Origin of the sequence: Nesterenkonia ebinurensis, from assembly GCF_008711175.1 — a bacterium.
Classification (GTDB): Bacteria; Actinomycetota; Actinomycetes; order Actinomycetales; family Micrococcaceae; genus Nesterenkonia; species Nesterenkonia ebinurensis.
The window spans coordinates 18,016-36,467 of sequence record NZ_VWNF01000010.1; the positions used below are offsets into that span (position 1 = coordinate 18,016).

12 protein-coding genes, 2 tRNA genes and 4 pseudogenes are annotated in these 18,452 nt (G+C 65.5%); 8 read left to right on the top strand and 10 right to left on the bottom strand.

All coding sequences use genetic code 11. The features are described from left to right. Positions 1 to 9: 9 nt before the first annotated feature. The 8 genes from recF (at position 10) to F0311_RS03765 (ending at position 8,213) form a co-directional block, all read left to right on the top strand. Positions 10 to 1,218 carry a DNA replication/repair protein RecF gene (gene recF, locus F0311_RS03735; protein ID WP_150460622.1) on the top strand — a complete coding sequence of 403 codons (1,209 nt, stop codon included), beginning with the start codon at positions 10 to 12 and terminating at the stop codon, positions 1,216 to 1,218. Further along, the gene (locus tag F0311_RS03740; RefSeq protein ID WP_223881117.1) at positions 1,215 to 1,889 is read left to right on the top strand and encodes a DUF721 domain-containing protein; all 675 of its coding nucleotides are present in this window, start codon (positions 1,215 to 1,217) and stop codon (positions 1,887 to 1,889) included. The genes recF and F0311_RS03740 overlap by 4 nt, the downstream gene beginning before the upstream one ends. A 198-nt stretch (positions 1,890 to 2,087) precedes the next feature. Beyond that, positions 2,088 to 4,172, top strand: coding sequence for a DNA topoisomerase (ATP-hydrolyzing) subunit B (gene gyrB, locus F0311_RS03745; protein ID WP_150460623.1), 2,085 nt, complete (start codon positions 2,088 to 2,090; stop codon positions 4,170 to 4,172). A gap of 78 nt (positions 4,173 to 4,250) precedes the next feature. Beyond that, positions 4,251 to 6,863 (top strand): DNA gyrase subunit A, encoded by a 2,613-nt coding sequence (gene gyrA, locus F0311_RS03750; RefSeq protein WP_150460624.1) that lies wholly within the window; start codon positions 4,251 to 4,253, stop codon positions 6,861 to 6,863. Positions 6,864 to 7,022: 159 nt separating this feature from the next. Further along, positions 7,023 to 7,640 (top strand): DUF3566 domain-containing protein, encoded by a 618-nt coding sequence (locus tag F0311_RS03755; protein ID WP_150460636.1) that lies wholly within the window; start codon positions 7,023 to 7,025, stop codon positions 7,638 to 7,640. Between the two features lie 177 nt (positions 7,641 to 7,817). Then, a tRNA-Ile gene (locus F0311_RS03760) sits at positions 7,818 to 7,891 on the top strand. Positions 7,892 to 8,008: 117 nt separating this feature from the next. Next, the gene (locus F0311_RS18375) at positions 8,009 to 8,128 is read left to right on the top strand and encodes a DLW-39 family protein (RefSeq protein ID WP_223881119.1); all 120 of its coding nucleotides are present in this window, start codon (positions 8,009 to 8,011) and stop codon (positions 8,126 to 8,128) included. 12 nt (positions 8,129 to 8,140) lie between these two features. Further along, positions 8,141 to 8,213: transfer RNA gene (locus F0311_RS03765), tRNA-Ala, on the top strand. 613 nt (positions 8,214 to 8,826) lie between these two features. On the opposite strand, the pseudogene F0311_RS03770 reads toward F0311_RS03765, so the two are convergent. The 10 genes and pseudogenes from F0311_RS03770 to F0311_RS18385 form a co-directional block, all read right to left on the bottom strand. Beyond that, a pseudogene (locus F0311_RS03770) lies at positions 8,827 to 9,948 on the bottom strand (recombinase family protein); the annotation flags it as partial. Between the two features lie 108 nt (positions 9,949 to 10,056). Next, a complete protein-coding gene (locus F0311_RS03775) occupies positions 10,057 to 10,302 on the bottom strand; it encodes a hypothetical protein (protein ID WP_150460625.1) in 246 nt (81 codons plus the stop codon). Then, a pseudogene (locus F0311_RS03780) lies at positions 10,302 to 10,926 on the bottom strand (hypothetical protein). Before F0311_RS03780 ends, F0311_RS03775 begins: the two are co-directional and overlap by 1 nt. Positions 10,927 to 10,945: 19 nt before the next feature. Continuing rightward, positions 10,946 to 11,389 carry a single-stranded DNA-binding protein gene (locus tag F0311_RS03785; RefSeq protein WP_150460626.1) on the bottom strand — a complete coding sequence of 148 codons (444 nt, stop codon included), beginning with the start codon at positions 11,387 to 11,389 and terminating at the stop codon, positions 10,946 to 10,948. 83 nt (positions 11,390 to 11,472) lie between these two features. Then, a complete protein-coding gene (locus tag F0311_RS03790) occupies positions 11,473 to 13,251 on the bottom strand; it encodes a type IV secretory system conjugative DNA transfer family protein (RefSeq protein ID WP_150460627.1) in 1,779 nt (592 codons plus the stop codon). Continuing rightward, complete coding sequence (locus F0311_RS03795) at positions 13,248 to 13,823, bottom strand: hypothetical protein (protein WP_150460628.1); 576 nt, start codon at positions 13,821 to 13,823, stop codon at positions 13,248 to 13,250. Before F0311_RS03795 ends, F0311_RS03790 begins: the two co-directional genes overlap by 4 nt. Further along, positions 13,823 to 15,310: an ATP-binding protein gene (locus tag F0311_RS03800; RefSeq protein ID WP_150460629.1), complete on the bottom strand. Its 1,488-nt coding sequence runs from the start codon at positions 15,308 to 15,310 to the stop codon at positions 13,823 to 13,825. Before F0311_RS03800 ends, F0311_RS03795 begins: the two co-directional genes overlap by 1 nt. 863 nt (positions 15,311 to 16,173) lie before the next feature. Beyond that, positions 16,174 to 16,533, bottom strand: a pseudogene (locus F0311_RS19190) (hypothetical protein); the annotation flags it as partial. A 78-nt stretch (positions 16,534 to 16,611) separates the two neighbouring features. Then, positions 16,612 to 18,081, bottom strand: coding sequence for an SCO6880 family protein (locus F0311_RS03810; protein WP_150460630.1), 1,470 nt, complete (start codon positions 18,079 to 18,081; stop codon positions 16,612 to 16,614). 6 nt (positions 18,082 to 18,087) lie between these two features. Then, positions 18,088 to 18,452: pseudogene (locus F0311_RS18385) on the bottom strand (conjugal transfer protein TrbL); the annotation flags it as partial.

Below are 18,452 nucleotides of genomic sequence, written 5' to 3' on the forward strand. Positions count from 1 at the left end.
GCAGCGTCTGTGCGGCTCTCCCGCCTGAGACTCCAGAACTACCGCAGCTACGCGGATACTGAGCTCGCCTTCGAGCCGGGTCCCAACGCGCTGTTGGGCTTCAACGGGGTGGGCAAGACCAATATTGCAGAGGCCATTGGCTATCTCTCCAGCCTGTCCTCACACCGGGTGCCTCAGGATGGGCCATTGATCCGTCACGGGGAGGACCAGGCCTTCATCCGGGCGGAGGCACACCGGGGCGGGCGCACCGCGTTCCTGGAGGTGGAAATCAACCCTGGTCGGGCGAACCGGGCTCGTATCAACCGCGGGTCAGCAGTGCCTGCCCAGCAGATTCTGGGCACTTTGCGCAGCGTGCTCTTCGCTCCGGAGGATCTGGAGCTGGTCAAAGGTTCGCCTTCTGTGCGGCGCAGGTTCTTCGACACTCTGGCGGTTCAGCTGCGGCCGGCACTGGGTCAGCTGCGACAGGACTATGAGAAGGTGCTGCGCCAGCGCAATGCGCTGCTGAAGTCCATCCGGCATGAAGGCTTCACCCCTACTCATGAATCCACCCTGGAGGTCTGGGACATCCAGCTGGCACAGACCGGAGCCCGGCTGCTGCGGGCCCGGCTGGACATGGTCACTGCCCTGCGCCCCCATCTTCGCCAGGCTTATCAGGACATCAGCAAATCGGTACGCACAGCAACGATGCGGTATCTGTCGTCCCTGGATGGGCACGATGAGGACAAGGAACCTTCCAGTGACCCTGCACCCGAGAATTCAGCACTGGAGGAGGCCGGCACTGACCAGTTGGCTGAGCAGCTGTATCAGGGGCTTCAGTCTGTGCGCAAACGGGAACAAGATCGCGGTGTTACTCTGATCGGCCCGCACCGCGATGAGATTCACTTCAGCCTGGACACCACTTCGGTCAAAGGCTATGCCTCCCATGGGGAGACCTGGTCCTTCTGCCTGGGTCTTCGCCTGGCCAGCTATCGGGCGATGCTTGAAGATGACCCCGAGCCCGGTGCTGAGCCCATTCTCATCCTTGATGATGTCTTTGCCGAACTGGATGCCAAGCGCCGCCGTCGCCTCGCCGAGCTCGCCACCGGTGCTGAGCAGCTGATCATCACCGCCGCCGTGGACGACGATGTGCCCAGTATCCTGCTCTCCAACGCCTATCGGGTGGGATCTGAGAACCAGATCAGCACCGCAGTGCCGTTAAAGGCAGGTGAGAACCAGTGACCGAAGAACCTGTCAGGCGTGAACACAGTGATGTGCCGACTTCAAGGCGCGAAGGCGGAGGTCAGTCCGTTGAGAGCAACCGGGATGGGAACCGTGATCTCAGGGCGCGCCAGGCTGCGGAATCAGCCCCGCCCATCGATGCAGCACAGGCACTGTTCAACCGGTACCGGAAAGCTGCCGAGGAGCGCGGTGACCGGCGGCTGCGCCGACCGCCCAAGAACACGTCATTGACCTCCAATCCCAGAGCCGCATCCCGCACAGCTCAGGCAGAGATGGTCCCCGGCAACCGATCTGGTGCGCCACGCACCGACCTGCGTGATCCCAAACCGCTGAGTGAGACGCTGAAAACCTTGGTGCGCAGCCGCGGCTGGACTGCCCCTGTGGCGGTGGGCTCAGTGATCAGCCGCTGGGAGCAGCTGGTGGGCAGCAGTATCGCTGAGCACTGCCGACCGGAGCGCTTTGAGGACGGGGTGGTCACGGTGATCTGCGACTCTACGGCCTGGGCCACCAACCTCAAGCTGATGAAGATTAAGCTCATGGAGGTCTTCGAGCGGGAGCTCGGCAAAGGCATTGTCACCGAGATCGATATCCGAGGCCCTGCTGCCCCCAGTTGGAAGAGAGGCCGCTATTCAGTCCGCGGGGGACGCGGCCCCCGTGACACCTACGGGTGAGGCACGGGCCCTCACGGCAGGGCGGGCACGCCGTGGGACCAGTTCTGCCGCATTATGAGCCCTGAGGACGATCCTGCCCCCATGTGCAGCCCTGCGGATCGCTCCCAGCGGCTGTTTCTGGTCTCCTAGGACATATTTTATGAGCAGAAACCCGCTCAGAAATGCGGAAATCAGGCGTTCCCACGGTAGAATGGTCGAGTGACTGAACAAGACCCTACGCACGGCAACTACGGCGCCTCTGACATTACCGTTCTCGAAGGACTCGAGGCGGTGCGGAAACGCCCCGGAATGTACATCGGCTCCACCGGGGAACGGGGTCTTCACCACTTGGTCTATGAGGTGGTGGACAACTCAGTCGATGAGGCACTGGCCGGCTACTGCTCACACATCCTAGTCACTCTGCAGAATGACGGCGGGGTCCGCGTGGAGGATGATGGCCGCGGCATCCCGGTGGATATGCACCCTACAGAGGGCATGCCCACTGTGGAGGTAGTAATGACCGTGCTGCACGCCGGCGGCAAGTTCGGCGGCAGCGGCTACCAGGTCTCCGGCGGCCTGCACGGTGTGGGCATTTCGGTGGTCAACGCCCTCTCCCGCAGGGTCGAGACCACTATTCGCCGCCAGGGCCATGAGTGGAGCATCGCCTTCGCAGAGGGCGGTAAAACCCTCAGGCCACTGACCCAGGGTAGGGAGACTGACCAGACCGGCACCACCCAGGTGTTTTACCCGGACCCGGGGATCTTCGACGCTGTCGAGTTCAGCTTCGATACCCTGCGCGCCCGCTTCCAGCAGATGGCCTTCCTGAACAAGGGCCTGCGGATCACCCTGCGCGACGAGCGCCAGATCGATGAGAACATCGTCGTCGAAGACGAAATTGCCGAGAAGCACGACGCCGCTCCTGAGGTTTCGGAAGGCGAGGAACCAGCTCCTGCCCAACCCGGTGAGGGCAGTGAGGCTGTTGCTGAAGAAGAGGGTGCTGGCCGCGTTGTCGTCTATCAGTACGATGACGGGCTGCTGGACTATGTCAAGCACCTCAACTCCGCCAAACGGGCTGAGAACGTGCACGAGGACGTGATCGCCTTTGAGGCCGAAGACACCGAACGCGGCATCAGCGCTGAACTGGCCATGCAGTGGACCCTGACCTACTCAGAATCCGTGCACACCTACGCCAACACCATCAATACCCATGAGGGCGGCACCCATGAAGAGGGCTTCCGCTCAGCACTGACCGCCCTGGTCAACCGCTATGCCCGGGAGAAGAACTACCTCAAGGACAAGGAGGAGAACCTCACTGGGGAGGACATCCGCGAGGGTCTGACTGCGGTGATCTCGGTGAAACTCTCCGAACCGCAGTTCGAGGGTCAGACCAAGACCAAGTTGGGCAACTCAGAGGCCCGTGGATTCGTCCAGGGTGTGGTCCATGAGCATCTGGGCGACTGGCTGGAGCGCAACCCCGGCCCGGCCAAAGACATCATCCGCAAAGCTCAGTCCGCCGCCCAGGCCAGGTTGGCCGCCCGCAAGGCCCGGGAGCAGGCGCGCCGCAAATCCCCGCTGGAGACCTTTGGGATGCCGGGCAAACTGGCTGATTGCTCATCCAAGGATCCCTCCATTTCGGAGATCTACCTGGTGGAGGGCGACTCCGCCGGCGGTTCAGCCAAACGCGGCCGCGACCCCAAGACTCAGGCGATCCTGCCGCTGCGTGGAAAGATCCTCAATGTGGAACGCGCCCGGCTGGACAAGGCGCTGTCCAACAACGAGGTCCAGTCGATGATCACTGCCTTCGGCACCGGCATCGGTGAGGAGTTCGACATCACCAAGCTGCGGTACCACAAGATCGTGCTGATGGCCGATGCTGATGTGGACGGCCAGCACATCACCACCCTGATGCTGACCCTGCTGTTCCGCTATATGCGCCCGCTGATCGAACACGGCCACGTGTTCCTGGCCCAGCCGCCGCTGTACAAGATCAAATGGTCCAACGGGGAGCCCGACTACGTGTTCACCGACGCTGAGCGCGACGATGTACTCACCAAGGGCCGCTCCACCGGGCGCAAGCTGCCCAAGGAACAGGGCATCCAGCGGTACAAGGGTTTGGGCGAGATGGACTACTCAGAGCTTTGGGAGACCACTATGGATCCGGGCAACCGGACTCTGTTGCAGGTCTCCATGGAGGATGCCGCCGCCGCCGATGAGATCTTCGCCATCCTGATGGGTGAGGACGTGGAGTCCCGCCGCAGCTTCATCCAGCAGAACGCCAAAGATGTCAGGTTCCTTGACATCTGATCAGCCGAACCGGCCTGCCACAGGTGAGCAGACGCCGTCGTACCTACATGTGAGAACACCGCGAAGGAAGTAGCGCAAGTGAGCGAGAACCCCCCAGAGACCCCCGATGCCGGCGGCAGCCCCGTACCGGTGAGCGGTGCCCAGGTGGACCGGATCAATCAGGTGGACCTGCAGACCGAGATGAAGCGGTCCTATCTGGACTACGCCATGGCGGTGATCGTGGGCCGTGCGCTGCCCGATGTGCGCGACGGGCTCAAGCCCGTGCACCGGCGGGTGCTCTATGCGATGTACGACGGTGGATACCGTCCCGACCGCAGCTTCAACAAATGCTCCCGCGTAGTCGGCGATGTGATGGGCCAGTTCCACCCGCACGGCGATGGCGCCATCTACGATGCACTGGCCCGCCTCATCCAGGACTGGGTGATGCGCTACCCGCTGGCTGCCGGACAGGGCAACTTCGGCAACCCGGGCGATGACGGCCCAGCCGCCCCCCGGTACACCGAGACCAAGATGGCCCCGCTGGCTATGGAGATGGTCCGGGACATCAACGAGAACACCGTTGACTTCCAGGACAACTACGACGGCAAGCAGCAGGAACCGGTGGTGCTGCCCGCCCGGTTCCCCAACCTGCTGGTCAACGGATCCTCCGGCATTGCGGTGGGCATGGCCACCAATATCCCCCCTCACAACCTGCGCGAGGTGGCCTCCGGAGTCCAGTGGTACCTGCAGAACCCCGGTGCCAGCCGGGAAGAGCTGCTGGAGGCTCTGCTGCAGCGAGTCCAGGGACCCGATTTCCCCACTGGTGCACAGATTCTGGGCACCCAGGGAATTGAGGAGGCTTACCGGACTGGGCGCGGCTCCATCACCATGCGCGCAGTGGTCAACGTGGAGGAGATCCAGGGCCGCACCTGCCTGGTGGTCACCGAACTGCCCTACCACGTCAACCCCGATGCGTTGGCCCGCAAGATCGCCCTGCTGGTCAAGGACGGCAAGATCGGTGGGATCGCGGAGATCCGCGATGAGTCCTCCGGACGCACCGGCCAGCGGCTGGTGATCGTGCTGCGCCGCGACGCAGTGGCCAAGGTGGTGCTGAACAACCTGTATAAGCACACCCAGCTGCAGGAGAACTTCTCCGCCAATATGCTCGCCCTGGTCGACGGGGTGCCGCGCACTCTGAGCCTGGACGCCTTTGTGCACCACTGGGTGATGCACCAGATCGATGTGATCGTCCGGCGCACCCAGTTCCGGTTGACCAAGGCCGAGGCTGAGGCTCATATCAAGGTCGGACTGCTCAAGGCCCTGGATGACATCGACCGGGTGATCGAGACCATCCGCGGCTCGGCCAGCGTGGACGAGGCCCGCAAAGGGCTGAAGCAGCTGCTGGACATTGATGACGAGCAGGCCACCGCCATCGTGGACATGCAGCTGCGCCGACTGGTGGGTCTGGAACGGCAGAAGCTGCAGGACGAATACGATGAGCTGCAGCGGATGATTGCCGACTATAAGCAGATCCTGGCCAGCGAGGACCGGCAGCGCACGATCATCGGCGACGAGCTGAACACTATCGTGGAGAAGTTCGGCGATGACCGGCGCACCCACATCATCCGTGGCTATGACGGGGATATGTCCATGGAGGATCTTATCCCCGAAGAGGATGTGGTGGTCTCCATCACTCGCGACGGCTACGTCAAGCGCACCCGGATTGACAGCTTCCGGGCACAGAACCGTGGCGGAAAGGGAGTCCGCGGAGCCCAGCTGAGGGTCGACGACGTCGTGGAGCACTTCTTCGTCACCACCACCCACCATTGGATTCTGTTCTTCACTAACCTCGGCCGGGTCTACCGCACCAAGTGCTACGAACTCATGGAGGCCGGCCGTGACTCCAAGGGCCAGCATGTGGCCAATCTGGTGGCCTTCCAGCCCGAGGAGCATATCGCCGGAGTGCTGGCGCTGAAGGATTACGACGTCGCCGAATACCTGGTGCTTGCCACCAAGGGCGGTCTGGTGAAGAAGACCAAGCTCACCGACTACGACTCACCGCGGCAGGCCGGGGTGATCGCGATCAACCTGCGCGAGGATGACGAGCTGGTCTCAGCCAAGCTGATCTCCGCTGAGGATGACCTGATGCTGGTCTCCCGCAAGGGTCAGTCCTTGCGGTTCACTGCCACCGATGAGGCACTGCGCCCTATGGGCCGGGCCACCTCCGGTGTCACCGGGATGAAATTCCGTCAGGACGATGAACTGCTCACTGCCGATGCGGTCACTGAGGACTCCTATGTGTTCATAGTGACCGAGGGCGGCTACGCCAAGCGCACCCGTGTGGATGAGTACCGGGTGCAGGGCCGCGGCGGACTGGGTATCAAGGTGGGTAAGTTCGTCGAGGATCGCGGCAACCTGGTGGGAGCTATGGTGGTCGAGGAGGACGATGAGGTGCTGGTGGTGATGAACTCCGGCAATGTGGTCCGCTCTGCAGTCTCCGGGGTGCCGCCGCGCGGACGTGACACGATGGGGGTGATCTTCGCTAAGCCCCGGAAGAACGACCGTATCCTCAAGGTCACCTCCGCCTCAGGTGCTGCCCTGGCCGCCGCCGGTGAAGATGTTGGCGAGGGGGCAGCCATGTCAGGTGCGGGCGCTGATAACGATGCCGCAACGTCTGAACCTGAGGTTCAGGATTCTGAGAGTGAGAAATAGCCGGATGCAGTACCGTAGTTTCTCGATGCAGACGACGTTTCACGCCCATGGAGGTCTCCAGTGAGCGAAAGCAATGATGGCCAGGAGACCCAGAATGGCTCCTCCGAAGCCAAACGGCGCTTCCCTGCGCCGCGACCCCGTGGTGCCACGCTGACAAATATGCCGGCGATCAAGGAAGAGATCGCCACTGGTCCGCAGTCCGGCGCCTCCGCTGGGACTGCGACTCGCCCGCGCCCGAGTACGCCTGTCCCGCGACCCCGGCCCACTACGGGCAAGCAGCCGTTGCGCCCGCAGCCGCGGTCTACTCCCGGTGCCCGGCCTCAGGGCGGTCCGCGCCCCCAGGCTGGCCCACGTCCGGCCGGCGGGACCCGTCCGCAGCAGTTGGTCCGGCCCACTCCTAAGGCGAAGGTTCGCAAAGCCCGCCTGCTGATCTCCAAGGTGGATCCCTGGTCGGTGCTGAAGATGAGCTTTCTGCTCTCGGTGGCTATGGGCATCATGCTGGTGATCTGTGCGGTGACTCTGTGGTCCATGATGGATCTGACCGGAATCTTTGACCGGGTCAACGATCTGGCCCAGCAGGTGCTGGGCACGGACGGTCCGGGCGGCTCCTTCCGGCTGGAGGAGATGGTTTCGGTGGGGCAGATCGCCTCCTTCGCCACGATCATTGCGGTGGTCAATGTGGTGCTGCTGACCGTGCTGTCTATGCTCGCTGCGGTGCTCTACAACCTCTCAGCCTCTTTGGTCGGCGGCATCGGCCTCACGTTGACCGACGACTGAGTAAGTGTCGCAGCGCCTCTCGGCCGTTTGCAGTGGTGGCGGACTTGGCACCTGTCGGCAGAATCGCTTCGCTCCTGCCCAGCGATAACTGCTGGGTCTTAGTGGATTTGTTGGGTGCCGAAGTGCTGGTGTAATGTGTAGTGGTCGCTCTCCGGGGCGGCCCCTTGAAGAGGTTTCGGGCGTATAGCTCAGGCGGTTAGAGCGTCACACTGATAATGTGAAGGTCCGTGGTTCAAGTCCACGTACGCCCACAGGACGTAGTGAGAGGGTTTTCGTCTGAATGCTTGCATTCACGCGAAAACCCTCGAGCGGAGTCCCGGGCGTGAACGCAGGTGAACGCCCACTCCAAAACCTCCGTAGGAGAAACTGTGAAACGACTGGTTGTTGCAGCCGCTGCTGTCGCAGGTTTTCTCATCTACCGCGAGTGGAAGAAGTCCGAAGAAACTCGGGCGGTCTGGAACCAGGCCACCGACTCAGTCGATAACTGAATACCCATTCATGGGGGCTTAGCTCAGTTGGTAGAGCGCCAGCTTTGCAAGCTGGATGTCAGGGGTTCGAGTCCCCTAGCCTCCACCCCGCGCACAAGGCTCGAACCCTTGCCAGCAGAATCGTTGGCTGGGGTTCGGGCCTTGTCGCCGTTCTGGGTCCAGTTGAGGGCGTTGGCGTTGACCTCGGGGTCGAGCAGCATCTCGAAGGGCCGGTTGTTCTCGACGCGTAGCTGGTCGTCCTCGTCGATGTAGACCTTGGTGAAGAAGGCCTGGTTGCATAGGCGCCGGTTGGCGTCGTCGCATCGCTGGTAGATGTCGGCGCAGTCGGTGAGCAGGTTCAGCGCATCGTTGAGGTGGGTGCGGGCGTCGGCGTAGTCGCCGTGGTGGGCGTCGATGCGACGGTTCACGCCATCGAGTTCGCCGAGGATGCGGTCTTGTTCTCGTCGGAGCACAGGCAGCGGGATCGCATCGGCGTAGTGGGCTTGCATGAGCCGGTCTTGTTCGTGTTCGAGCCGGTCGCGGTGCTTGGTGAGGCGTTCGAGTTCGTCGGTCTCGGCGGCCATGAGCCGGTCGAACTCGTGATGCAGCATCCCCGACAGGGCATCGCGCTGGGCGGGGCTGATCTGCACACGGGTGTAGTAGTCCTCGATCAGTTTCTCGACGTCTTCGATGAGCATCGCTTGGCGGGTGCAGTCGGTGCGCTTGGAGTGCCTGCCCGAGCACACGAAGTAGCAGTAAACCTTCCCGTGCCGGTTCTTCGCGTTGGACACGATCAACCTCGATCCGCACTGGCCGCAGTGGATGGTGCCTTTGAGGTAGTGGTCGTGGACCTGCGTGGCCTCAGCAGCAGTCTTGTGCGCGGTGAGTACGGACTGGACCTGATACCAGACCTCGGGTGGCACGAGGGCGGGGTGGGTGCCCTTGTAGCGGGTGCCGCGGTAGACGACATCGCCCTTGTAGTAGGGGTTGGTCAGCAGCCGGTGCACCGAGGACACCGCCAGCGGCTTCGATGGACGCTTCGGGGTGGGGACGCTGACGAGTCCACGTGAGGTGAGTTCGTCGTGGAGCTGGCTGACGGTCCAGTTGCCTGAGGCGTAGGCCTTGAACGCCCACTCGATCAGCGGTGCGCGTTCGGGGTCGAGTTCCACGGTGCGGACCTCACGACCTTGGTCGTCGCGGTTGCGGACGTTGAGGTAGCCGATGGGGGCCTTGCCGAGCGTGCCGCCGCCGATGGCCTTCTGGGTCATGCCTTTGGTGACCTCGGTGGCCAGGTTGCGGGAGTAGAACTCCGCGATCGTGGACATGATCCCGTGCAGCAGCATCCCCGAGGGGGTCTCGTCGATGTTCTCCGTCGCCGAGACCAGCAGCACCCCGGCCTGTTGAAGGGCCAGGTGGATGGTCACGTCGTCGGCCCGGTTGCGGGCGAGACGGTCGACTTTGTGGACGATGCAGTAGGCGACCTTGTTGGCCTGGACGTACTGGATCATCCGCATCAGCTCGGGCCGGTCGGCGGACTTCGCCGAGGCCCCAGCGTCGACGAACTCCTCGACAATGGCCGCACCGAGCTGGTCGGCCTTGCGGCGCACCGCCTCACGCTGGGCGGGAATGGAGAAGCCTTCGTCTGCCCCGCCCTTGGAGGCCTGTTCGCGGGTGGAAACCCGCAGGTAAGAGATGGCGACGGCCGTGCTGATCGGTGGTTCGATCAGACTGGCCGCCGGATCGGAAACGGTAGTGGTGGTCATCGGGTCCTTCACTCTCACGCGATTCGACCCTCGCGCTCCCAAGAACCGGGAGGGGATGCTGATCGTGAGAGCAGCCATCGATGTGGCTGTAGGGCGAGACCCGACGGGGTCACGGTTTTGCGTGTTGCCCACCCGTGCGGGTGAGGTTTAGGACCACAACACCCCGCATACGCGAGGCTTGCACGTTCATTCTACCAACGGTGCTACGACACCCGTCTTGTTACCGGGTGCGGCGGTGCCGGCCTCGCGGTAGGTCGCGGGGGTTTCGGTGGCGCGGCGATCGGCGCGGCTGTGCCCGGTCTCCTGCAAGGTCAGCCGGATCAGGACCTCGGCGAGCTTGTGCAGGTCCGCCTGGTCGCGGTGGACCGCGCGGGCCGAGAATGACCGGTCCTCATACCGGCGCCGGTCGGTCCTTTTCACATAGGCCCCCATCACTCCCGCACCTCCCCGGTCACCGGATCGACAGCGACATCGAGGTCGTCGTCGAGGCTGGCGTAGAACTCGTCCTCGGCCTCCTGGCGGCTGCGGACCTGTGCTTGGACGAACTGAACGAACTCGGCGTCACGGTCGGCGATCACCACGTCCTCGACCGCCGGCCCGGGTTCTTCGCCGGGCCAGGTGGTCTGCCGAGTGGGCCGGTCGCGATCAATCCGGGTGCCGGATGCGGCGACCCAGTCACGCAACCGAGCGCGAGCGTCGGCGAAGTCGCGATGCCAGCCGATCGCCGCGGAGGCGTTCTGCTCGGGGTCGTAGGCACCCAACCAGTGCAGATGCAGCGCAGTAGAGTTCCCACACCAGTTCGGGATGATGGTGCCAGAACGGTGGCACCACACTCGCCGGGAGTCCGTAGGTGCGGCGTAGCCAGTCCACCCACCGGTTCAGCGCGAGCCATTCCTGTTCCAGGTCGTGAGCGGACAGCAGGTTCCAGTTCACCGGGTGCAGTGTCTCGGGCACGTCGGCGTCACTGACCCGTGGTGGCCCGGCGAACACGTCCGGCTCATCCACCTCTGGCCCGTCGCTGTCGAGCGGGTCCGGTTCGGGGATGTGATCGGTCATGATGATCGGCTCCCGGCGTTCACAGGCCGATGGCCGCGGACTGCGGCGCCTGAGCCGGCCGAGTCGGCGGCTCGACGGCGACTGCTTCGCGTTCGGCGGCGCGGCGTGGGGTGCGGTCGACGTCGTAGCGGGTGCGAGCGGTGTCATGGCCGATCTTCTTGGCGACGAACTCCTCGCTCTCGACCGCTTGACCGTCGCGTTCGTAGTTGACCTCGCGGGCATAGCCCTCGGCGATGAAATTGTCGCCCTTGGCGAACCTCGCGTGGGCGTGCTCGGCGGAACGGCCGAACATCACCAGATGGTGGTAACTCGTCTCGGTCTGGGTGAACGACCCATCATCCTCGCGACGGAAATGCTCCTTGCCGACCCGGGCGTAGAACCGCGGGTCGCCCTTCCAGGTCTGGCTGAGCTGCGGGTCCGAAGCGATGAACCCCGAGAACGACTCCTGAGTGCGGATAGCCATCAGACTCTCCTCCTGACACATCACGCGACCCCACGTACAGGACCGCTCGTGCCAGACAGGTGCACCCACCCGCCCAAACGTCGTCAGGAGCCCGGGCGGCGCAGCAGCGCTTCGATCTCGACCCGGTCACCCTTGAGCTGAGCGGCATCAGGACGCGAGGGCCAAGGACGCAGATCGGTCACGATCGGTGGCGCTGAGCGCAGCAGGGTCACCCCGGTGCCGAACGGGAGCGTCCTGATCCGATCGGGCGGCAGGATCGGCACCCGGCGCACCGAGCGCTGGTTCGACCGCGTCCCGTGGTCGCCGAGGGTCACGCTGTCGGTGTACTCGTCGCGTTCCCCGATCAGGGTGGAGAGGTCCTGAAGATCGCGGCTGTTGGAGGCACCGCCGAGGATGATCTTCACGATTGCGGCGTCCCAGATCGCCCCGGCGGCGTTGTCCGACCACTTCTCCCGCGCCTGCGCCAACGACTGAAGCACCGGAAGGGTCGTGATCCCGGTGCCACCGCCCTCAGCCATCAACGTTGGCAGCGACGGTAGTGGGGCGAGGTTGCCGATCTCATCGAGCGCCAGCAGCAGCGGCGGGTCCAGCCGGGCACCCGGTGAGCGGGCAGCCATCCGGCGTGCAGTCTCTATCAGGTCTTCAACGAACGCCGCCACCAACGCAGCCGAGGCCCCTGCTCCGGCGCCGGTGGCCAGCAGATACAACGTGCCGCGGTCCCGGAGGAAGGCTTCGGGGTCGAAGCCCTCGCCCGGCCGTGGTGAGACGGCATCGAGGACGCGGGGGTCGGCGAGGGCGCCGAGAGCCAGGGCTACCCCTTGCCAGATCGAGTCCCGTGTTTTGGGGTCGGAGTCGATCATTGCTCCGAGGGAGTCGGCCCATCCGGTGGCGGCTTGGGTGGTGTTGGTGAGGATGGCGACCGCCTCGGCTGCCGCGGTGGGGTCGAGGGTCCAGCAGAACAGCTCCGATGGTGGCCGGTGGTCCAGTGCTGCGGCGTGGAGTAGGGCTTGGAGTGCGGTTCGGGTTTTGCCTTCCCAGAAGCCTCCGGATTCGACCCCGCCAGCGGACAGGCCGGTGGCGGAGGCGAGGCCGGTGGCGCGGATCATCGCCGTCAGTGGGTCCTCGCAACCGCGGATGGGTGACCAGCGCATACCGGCGGGGATGCCTTCGGCCAGGTGCTGGGGGTCGAACACCGCCACCGGCCGACCGCCACGTTCCCGGGCGCGCAGGGTGGCGGTGAGGTTGTCCGGGCGGGTGGAGGTGGTGACCACGGCGCCGGGGGCGTCCAGGATGGCGTTGATGACCACGTGCAGGCCTTTGCCTGACCTTGGTGGGCCGATGAGCAGGATCGAGTCCTCCACACTCGCCCACACCTGCTTACTTCGTGAACGGCCGAGCAGATAGCCGACATCCGCCGGATCGGGGGCATCCAGTGAGGGGCGCAGGGTCCTGGCGCGCTTTAGTAGTGCTTTGGATGAGGCGGTCTGGGTGACCTCGGGGCCGGTGGCGGTGCCGACGAGGCGGCGTGGGTCGGTCTCGGCCTTCCGGGAACGGCGTCGGACCCGTATCCACACCCACGCCCCGGTGGTGGCAAGGATGCCGAGTAGGACTGCGGTGATGGTCCAGTACGCGACCGGGTTCAGCCCTTCGGCATCGAGCGCGGCAGCGGGGTCGCCGGGGTTGAACATGACGCCGAGCCCGGATGCGGGGCCGGCGACGGGTTGTGGTGTGCCGGTGAGGAACGCCGCCACGCTGCCTGCGGCGCGCAGGATCAGCGCCACCCCGAACACCCCGATCAGTGCGATGAGGGCGGCGTTGGTCAGCTCATCGCCCATGCTCCCGGTCTGCCGCTGTGTGGTCATGGCAACCGCCTGACCACGGCGGTACCGGAGACCCGGCCCAGCAACACGACCTCACCGGTGCCGTCACGCAGCGCCGACTTGAACTGGATGGTGTCGAGCAGCGCACGGGCATGACCGATGCCGGTCGCGTCGGTCTGGGAGACGACGACCGCTACCGCGACATCCTCGCCGGGCACGAACCCCTCGCCAGTGACCTCCACCAGCTCCGCTCGCTTCTTGCGCCTGCTCTTGGCCTGCCTACCGCGCGGGGTCTCTGACTTACCTTCTTCGGGCTCTACTGGACTAGGTGGCGTGGGATTCCGGGCGTGGATGAGGTCGGTGAACACCGACCCGTCTGCTTCGCGGACCTCGATGCGCACCGCGACCCTCCGGTCCTCAGTAATCGCATCCAACAAGGCCCCGAAAGTGGCACGCGTCCACCCGGAGCCTTCCGCCGGCGGCGGAAACGGAGTACCGTCAACAGCGACATCCAGGGCGCCGGTTTCGGCGGCGGTGATGACCGCATGCGGCAGCACGACCGGGGTCTCTGGGAGTTCTCGCCGGGACGGGTGGCGTGGCTTCTTCGAAGGCATCACTTCACCCCCTGGGTGAGCCGAGAGCTGGTATCGAACAACTCCAACTCAGCCGGATGCAGCTGATGCTGGGTCACGAAGGCCCTATCCTTGATCCGCCATAACCCCTGTCCGACCCCTAACGACGGCAGCAGTTTCTGTTCGGTGCCGGTCAGCCCGAGGGCCTTCGCGGTGGGACCGAGCTGGTCGGACTCTTGCCGGTAGACGATCCTCGTCTCCGCGTTGGCGAGGAGGCTGTTGGCGAGGGAGCGCATGGCCGAACCGGCATCGCCCACGTTGTCCAAGTCGGAGAGCTTGTGGAAGATCAGCATGTTCGCGATCCCGTAATGACGAGCGAGCCGCCAATGCGCATCCATCCTTTTCAACAGCGCCGGGTGGGACATGAGCCGCCAGGCTTCGTCGTAGATCACCCACCGCTGCCCACCATTCGGGTCCAACAGGGCGGACTCCATCCACGCTGACGAACAGGTCATCAACACCGAGATCAGCGTGGAGTTCTCGGTAACGCGGGAGAGGTCGAGGCTGATCATCGGCAGCGACGGATCGAACGCCACCGTCGATGGGCCATCGAAGAGCCCCTGAAGGTCGCCAGCCACCAGGCGGCGCAGGGCGTGACCGACGAGACGGCCATCCTCCGCGAGACGCCCATCGGTGTCGTTGTTCGGGTTGAGGATGTGGTCGACGACCATTGGAAGGATCGGCACCGTGTTCTCCCGCACCGTCTGCGTCAGCGCCAGATCGATGGCGGTGTGCTCCAACGGGGTGAGTGATCGTTGTAGCACGGTCTCGGCCAGGGCTCCGATGAGGTCGCGGCGGCGGGAAGCGACCGTGGTGGCCCACTGCTCATCGGAGAGCCCACCGGGTCGGTGTCCTTCATCGAGGGGGTTCAGGCGGGTGTTGAGTCCATGGCCCAGGACGATCGCACGTCCGCCGACTGCTTCGGCGACCGCAGTGTGCTCGCCTTTGGGATCACCGGGCACATAGACCCTGCGCCCGAACGGCAAGGACCGCGTGTAGAGGGACTTCGCCAGGCTCGACTTGCCCGAGCCCACGATTCCTGCGAGCACCAGATTCGGGGCGGTGATGATGCCGCGGGCGTAGAGCACCCAGGGGTCGTAGACGAAGCTGCCGCCGGAGTAGAGGTCTTGGCCGACGAACACGCCATCACTGCCGAGGCCGCCTTCGGCGACGAACGGATACGCGCCCGCCAACGTCGCCGAGGTGTCCTGATGTCTGGGGAGCCGGAACCGGCCCGGGGTGCGCAACGCGGCCGGTCCGGGCTCACCGGCGGCGGGGAGGTAGGTGGTGGCGCGGCGTTCGGCACGCTCGGCATCAGCTTTCGCTTTGGCGGCTTCCTTCTCGGCCGCGCGCTGCTCGGCTTGGAGTTTCGCGGCGGCCTGGCGGCGTTGCTTGCGGAGTCGGCGGCGCTCTTTCGCCGGGGCGACCAGGACCGAGGTATGCAACCGTTCCCGGTTGTCGGCACTCACAGCGATAACCCCTGTCCTGCGGAACTGGACGAGCGGGTCGGACCCGCGAACCAGTCCACCTCCCGCTTAGGGGCCTGGGGTGCTCGCGCCGTGGGCCTGCGCCGGGCTCTCGCGGTGCTGCGTTCGAGGGAACCGACACCGCTGATCGCCTCCCGCGCCGACACGACATCGGTGTCTTCCAGTGCTGGGTCGGGCGGCACGTCGTAGGCGCGCAGCAAGGCGACATGCCCGTGCGCGTGAGCGTAGGTCAGCGTGTAGTCGGCTGCGGTCACGATCCGGTCGAGTGCCCCAGTTGGTGGTTCGTCGTAGACGTATCCGTTCTCCAACGCCGCATCGGTGGTCTCATCGCCGTAGTCCCAGCCTTTGAGGTGTTCGATGGCCGCGTCGGTGCCCTCGCGGTCGATCACATCGAGTACCTGGTCGGCTTCGTCGCCTTGGAGGAAGACCACGTTGAGCCACCGCCGCCCCGCCGCGGGCTCGGACGGGCGGTGTTCGCTCAGGTCGGTCAGGGCGTCAGTGTTGGCGTGGGCGGCTTCGGCCACCCAGGTCGGGAACAGCCCAGCGTGATCCGGGGCACTGCCGGGGTGGTAGAAGGCATACTGTTGGGTTTCGGCTGCCGCGCTCAGATATCCGGCCAGGTCGCGCAGCGCGCGGTCTGGTTTGACGGGGGTTCCGGCGCCGGTGAACAGGTCCCGGCCCTCCACTGCTTGGCCGGTGGTGTTGGTGATCCGGTAGGCGTAGCGCTGATGCTCACCCACCGGCGCATCGGGCCACACCGCCAACGTCAGTGTCCCGACCTGTGCGGTGGTGGTGGCAGGGTCACCGTCGAGCCGTGCCGTTATCCGGTCACGTACCGCTGTCTGTTCTGGTGTGGGTTGGGTGTGCCAGGCGATGCGTCCGGAGTGGGTGAACGACGCGGCCAGCCGGTCATGGGCCTGATCGAGCAGGGTGCCGGCCTGGTGCAGCTCATCGGCCGCAGCTAGGGCTTCGGCCGCACCGGCGACGGGGCTGCCGTCGTCATCGAACGCTCGATCCCGAGCAGCGAGGTGGGTGTTGGCGAGCTGGTCGAGGACCTGCCGCAGCGACCGGAGACCAGCGATCAGGTCGCCGAACACGGTGTAGGTGTCGGCCGGGTTGTCGAAGACCCGGCTGGCATGGGCGAGGCCGCGCAGGGCCTCGGAGGCTTCGGCGGCATCGGCCAGTGGGTCGTGGAAGGTCGGCATGATCGGGCTCCTGTGAACGCGAGTGAGTCCCCGGCTTCGGGGTCACTTCTCAGGTGCACGTGTCGTCCCCGCGCCTGGTCAGACACGGCGGCACAGTGGCAGCGCGGCGGCGGTGAATGCCGCGGCCTGTTGCCCGACCAGGAGTCGGGTTTCGCAGGAAGCTTGGATGGCGGCTTGTTCGATCGCCGCTACACCGGCTTCGAGTTCTTCGACGGTGGGTGCGGAGATGGAGATGAGGCCGGTGTATCTGAGGACTCCGTGACCGGCGGTGAGGTCGGCTTCCTGCTGGAGGACGTCTTGGTACTCGGCGGTCTGTGCGGCGTCTTCGATCTGCCCGATCTTCGCCCGCTGGGCCTGGTCTGAGATGTGCTCGACCTTCTTCTTGCGGATGTCCCTGGCGGCCTGGTCCGAGCGCATCGGCGTGCACAGCAGCGAAAAACTGCGTTGGATGCCGGTGGAGAGCAGCACCGGTGACAGGAAGCCGGGGTAGACCATCGAGCGCGGCCACTCGGAGACCCAGAGCACGGCGTGGTGGGCTGAGTCGGTGCGCAGGCGGGTCCAGGACTCGTTGACCGCGACCGGTCCGGCGGTGGCGAGGTTCTGGCCGAGTTCGCCGTGACGCTCCAAGGTGGCGGCGATCGCCGGGTCATACGCCGAGCGCAGGATGACGGCGATCTCGCCTGGGCTCAGCCAGCCGGAGGGGGTGAGGTCGGCCGACCGCAACGCGGCGACCAGGGTGCTCATCTCTTGGCGGAGCACGGCGGCGGCGCCGCGGATGCCGCCACCGGCGGTCCTGATCTGCCGGGCGGCGTTCTTCGTGTCCAACGACAGCGACAGCGTGGTCGCATGGCGTTCCCCGGCCGGACCGGCCCGGTCGATCAACTCGGCATACGTGGTCGCCGCCCAGGTGTCGTCGGCGGTGCCGTGGGAGGCCCACCATTCGGCCAGGCCGGTGCCCGAGTCCGGCAGGGTCCGCTCCAAGACCTGCAAGGTGGCGATCCGTCCGGAGCGGCACACGGTGGCCAGGACCCGGCCCCAGGAGGTCACCCGGCGTTCCTGCTCACCCGGGTCCAACAGGACGAAAGCAGGATGGGCGACTTCGCAGACGACAGTGAGGGTCTGTTGGTGGGGGTCGTGGATCATCCCGGCGTTCGTTTCGGGGTCGGTGTACTCGCGCAGCCGCGCCATGTCACCTGGTAACGCCAGCGTGCCGACCGGACGCGGGGTCACGACGCGGCGCCGATAGAGGAGCTGTCCGCCGGTGGTGCGCCAGAGCCACCAGAACGCCACCGGCAGCCACTCCACCGCCGGGCGTCCCGCGATCGGTATCCACGTCAGCGCGGCGGCGATGACCCAGACCGGTGCGGTGTATGCGAGGAGGATGCCGCCACCGGCGTAGAGCGCGCCCACGACCGAGAGGATGCCGGTGGCGAGGGTGATGAGCTGCGACAGCGAGAGCCCCAGGAGGATGCCTCTGCGTGTGAGGCGGGAGAACTTCACCGGAACCAACTCCGCCGACGCCGTCTGTTCGTTCTGCTTCGTGGGCACGGCGGCTCACTCCTTCCCGGTCGGCTTAGGTGCCGGTGGCGGGGGCTGCTTCGCTGGCCGTGGCTCGGCCTGTGAGGCGCCAGCAGAGGGTGTCTTCGGTGCCGGAGTCGACGGTGGGGGCGCTTGCGCCGCCGGTGGTGTGGTGCCGGTCTGATCGGCGGCGTCCGCGGCGGACTCGCCTTGTGCGCCGAGTGCCTTGCCTGCTTTCGGTCCGGCGGTTGCTGAGTCTTTGGCGACCTTCGCCCCGATCACCGCCGCAGCAGCCGGACCAGCCGCCGCACCAGCGCCCGCGCCGGCACTTGCTCCTGCTCCGCCGCTTGCACTCGCCCCTGTGCCTGCGCCGGCGGACCCGCCGGCGGCGGCTTTACCCC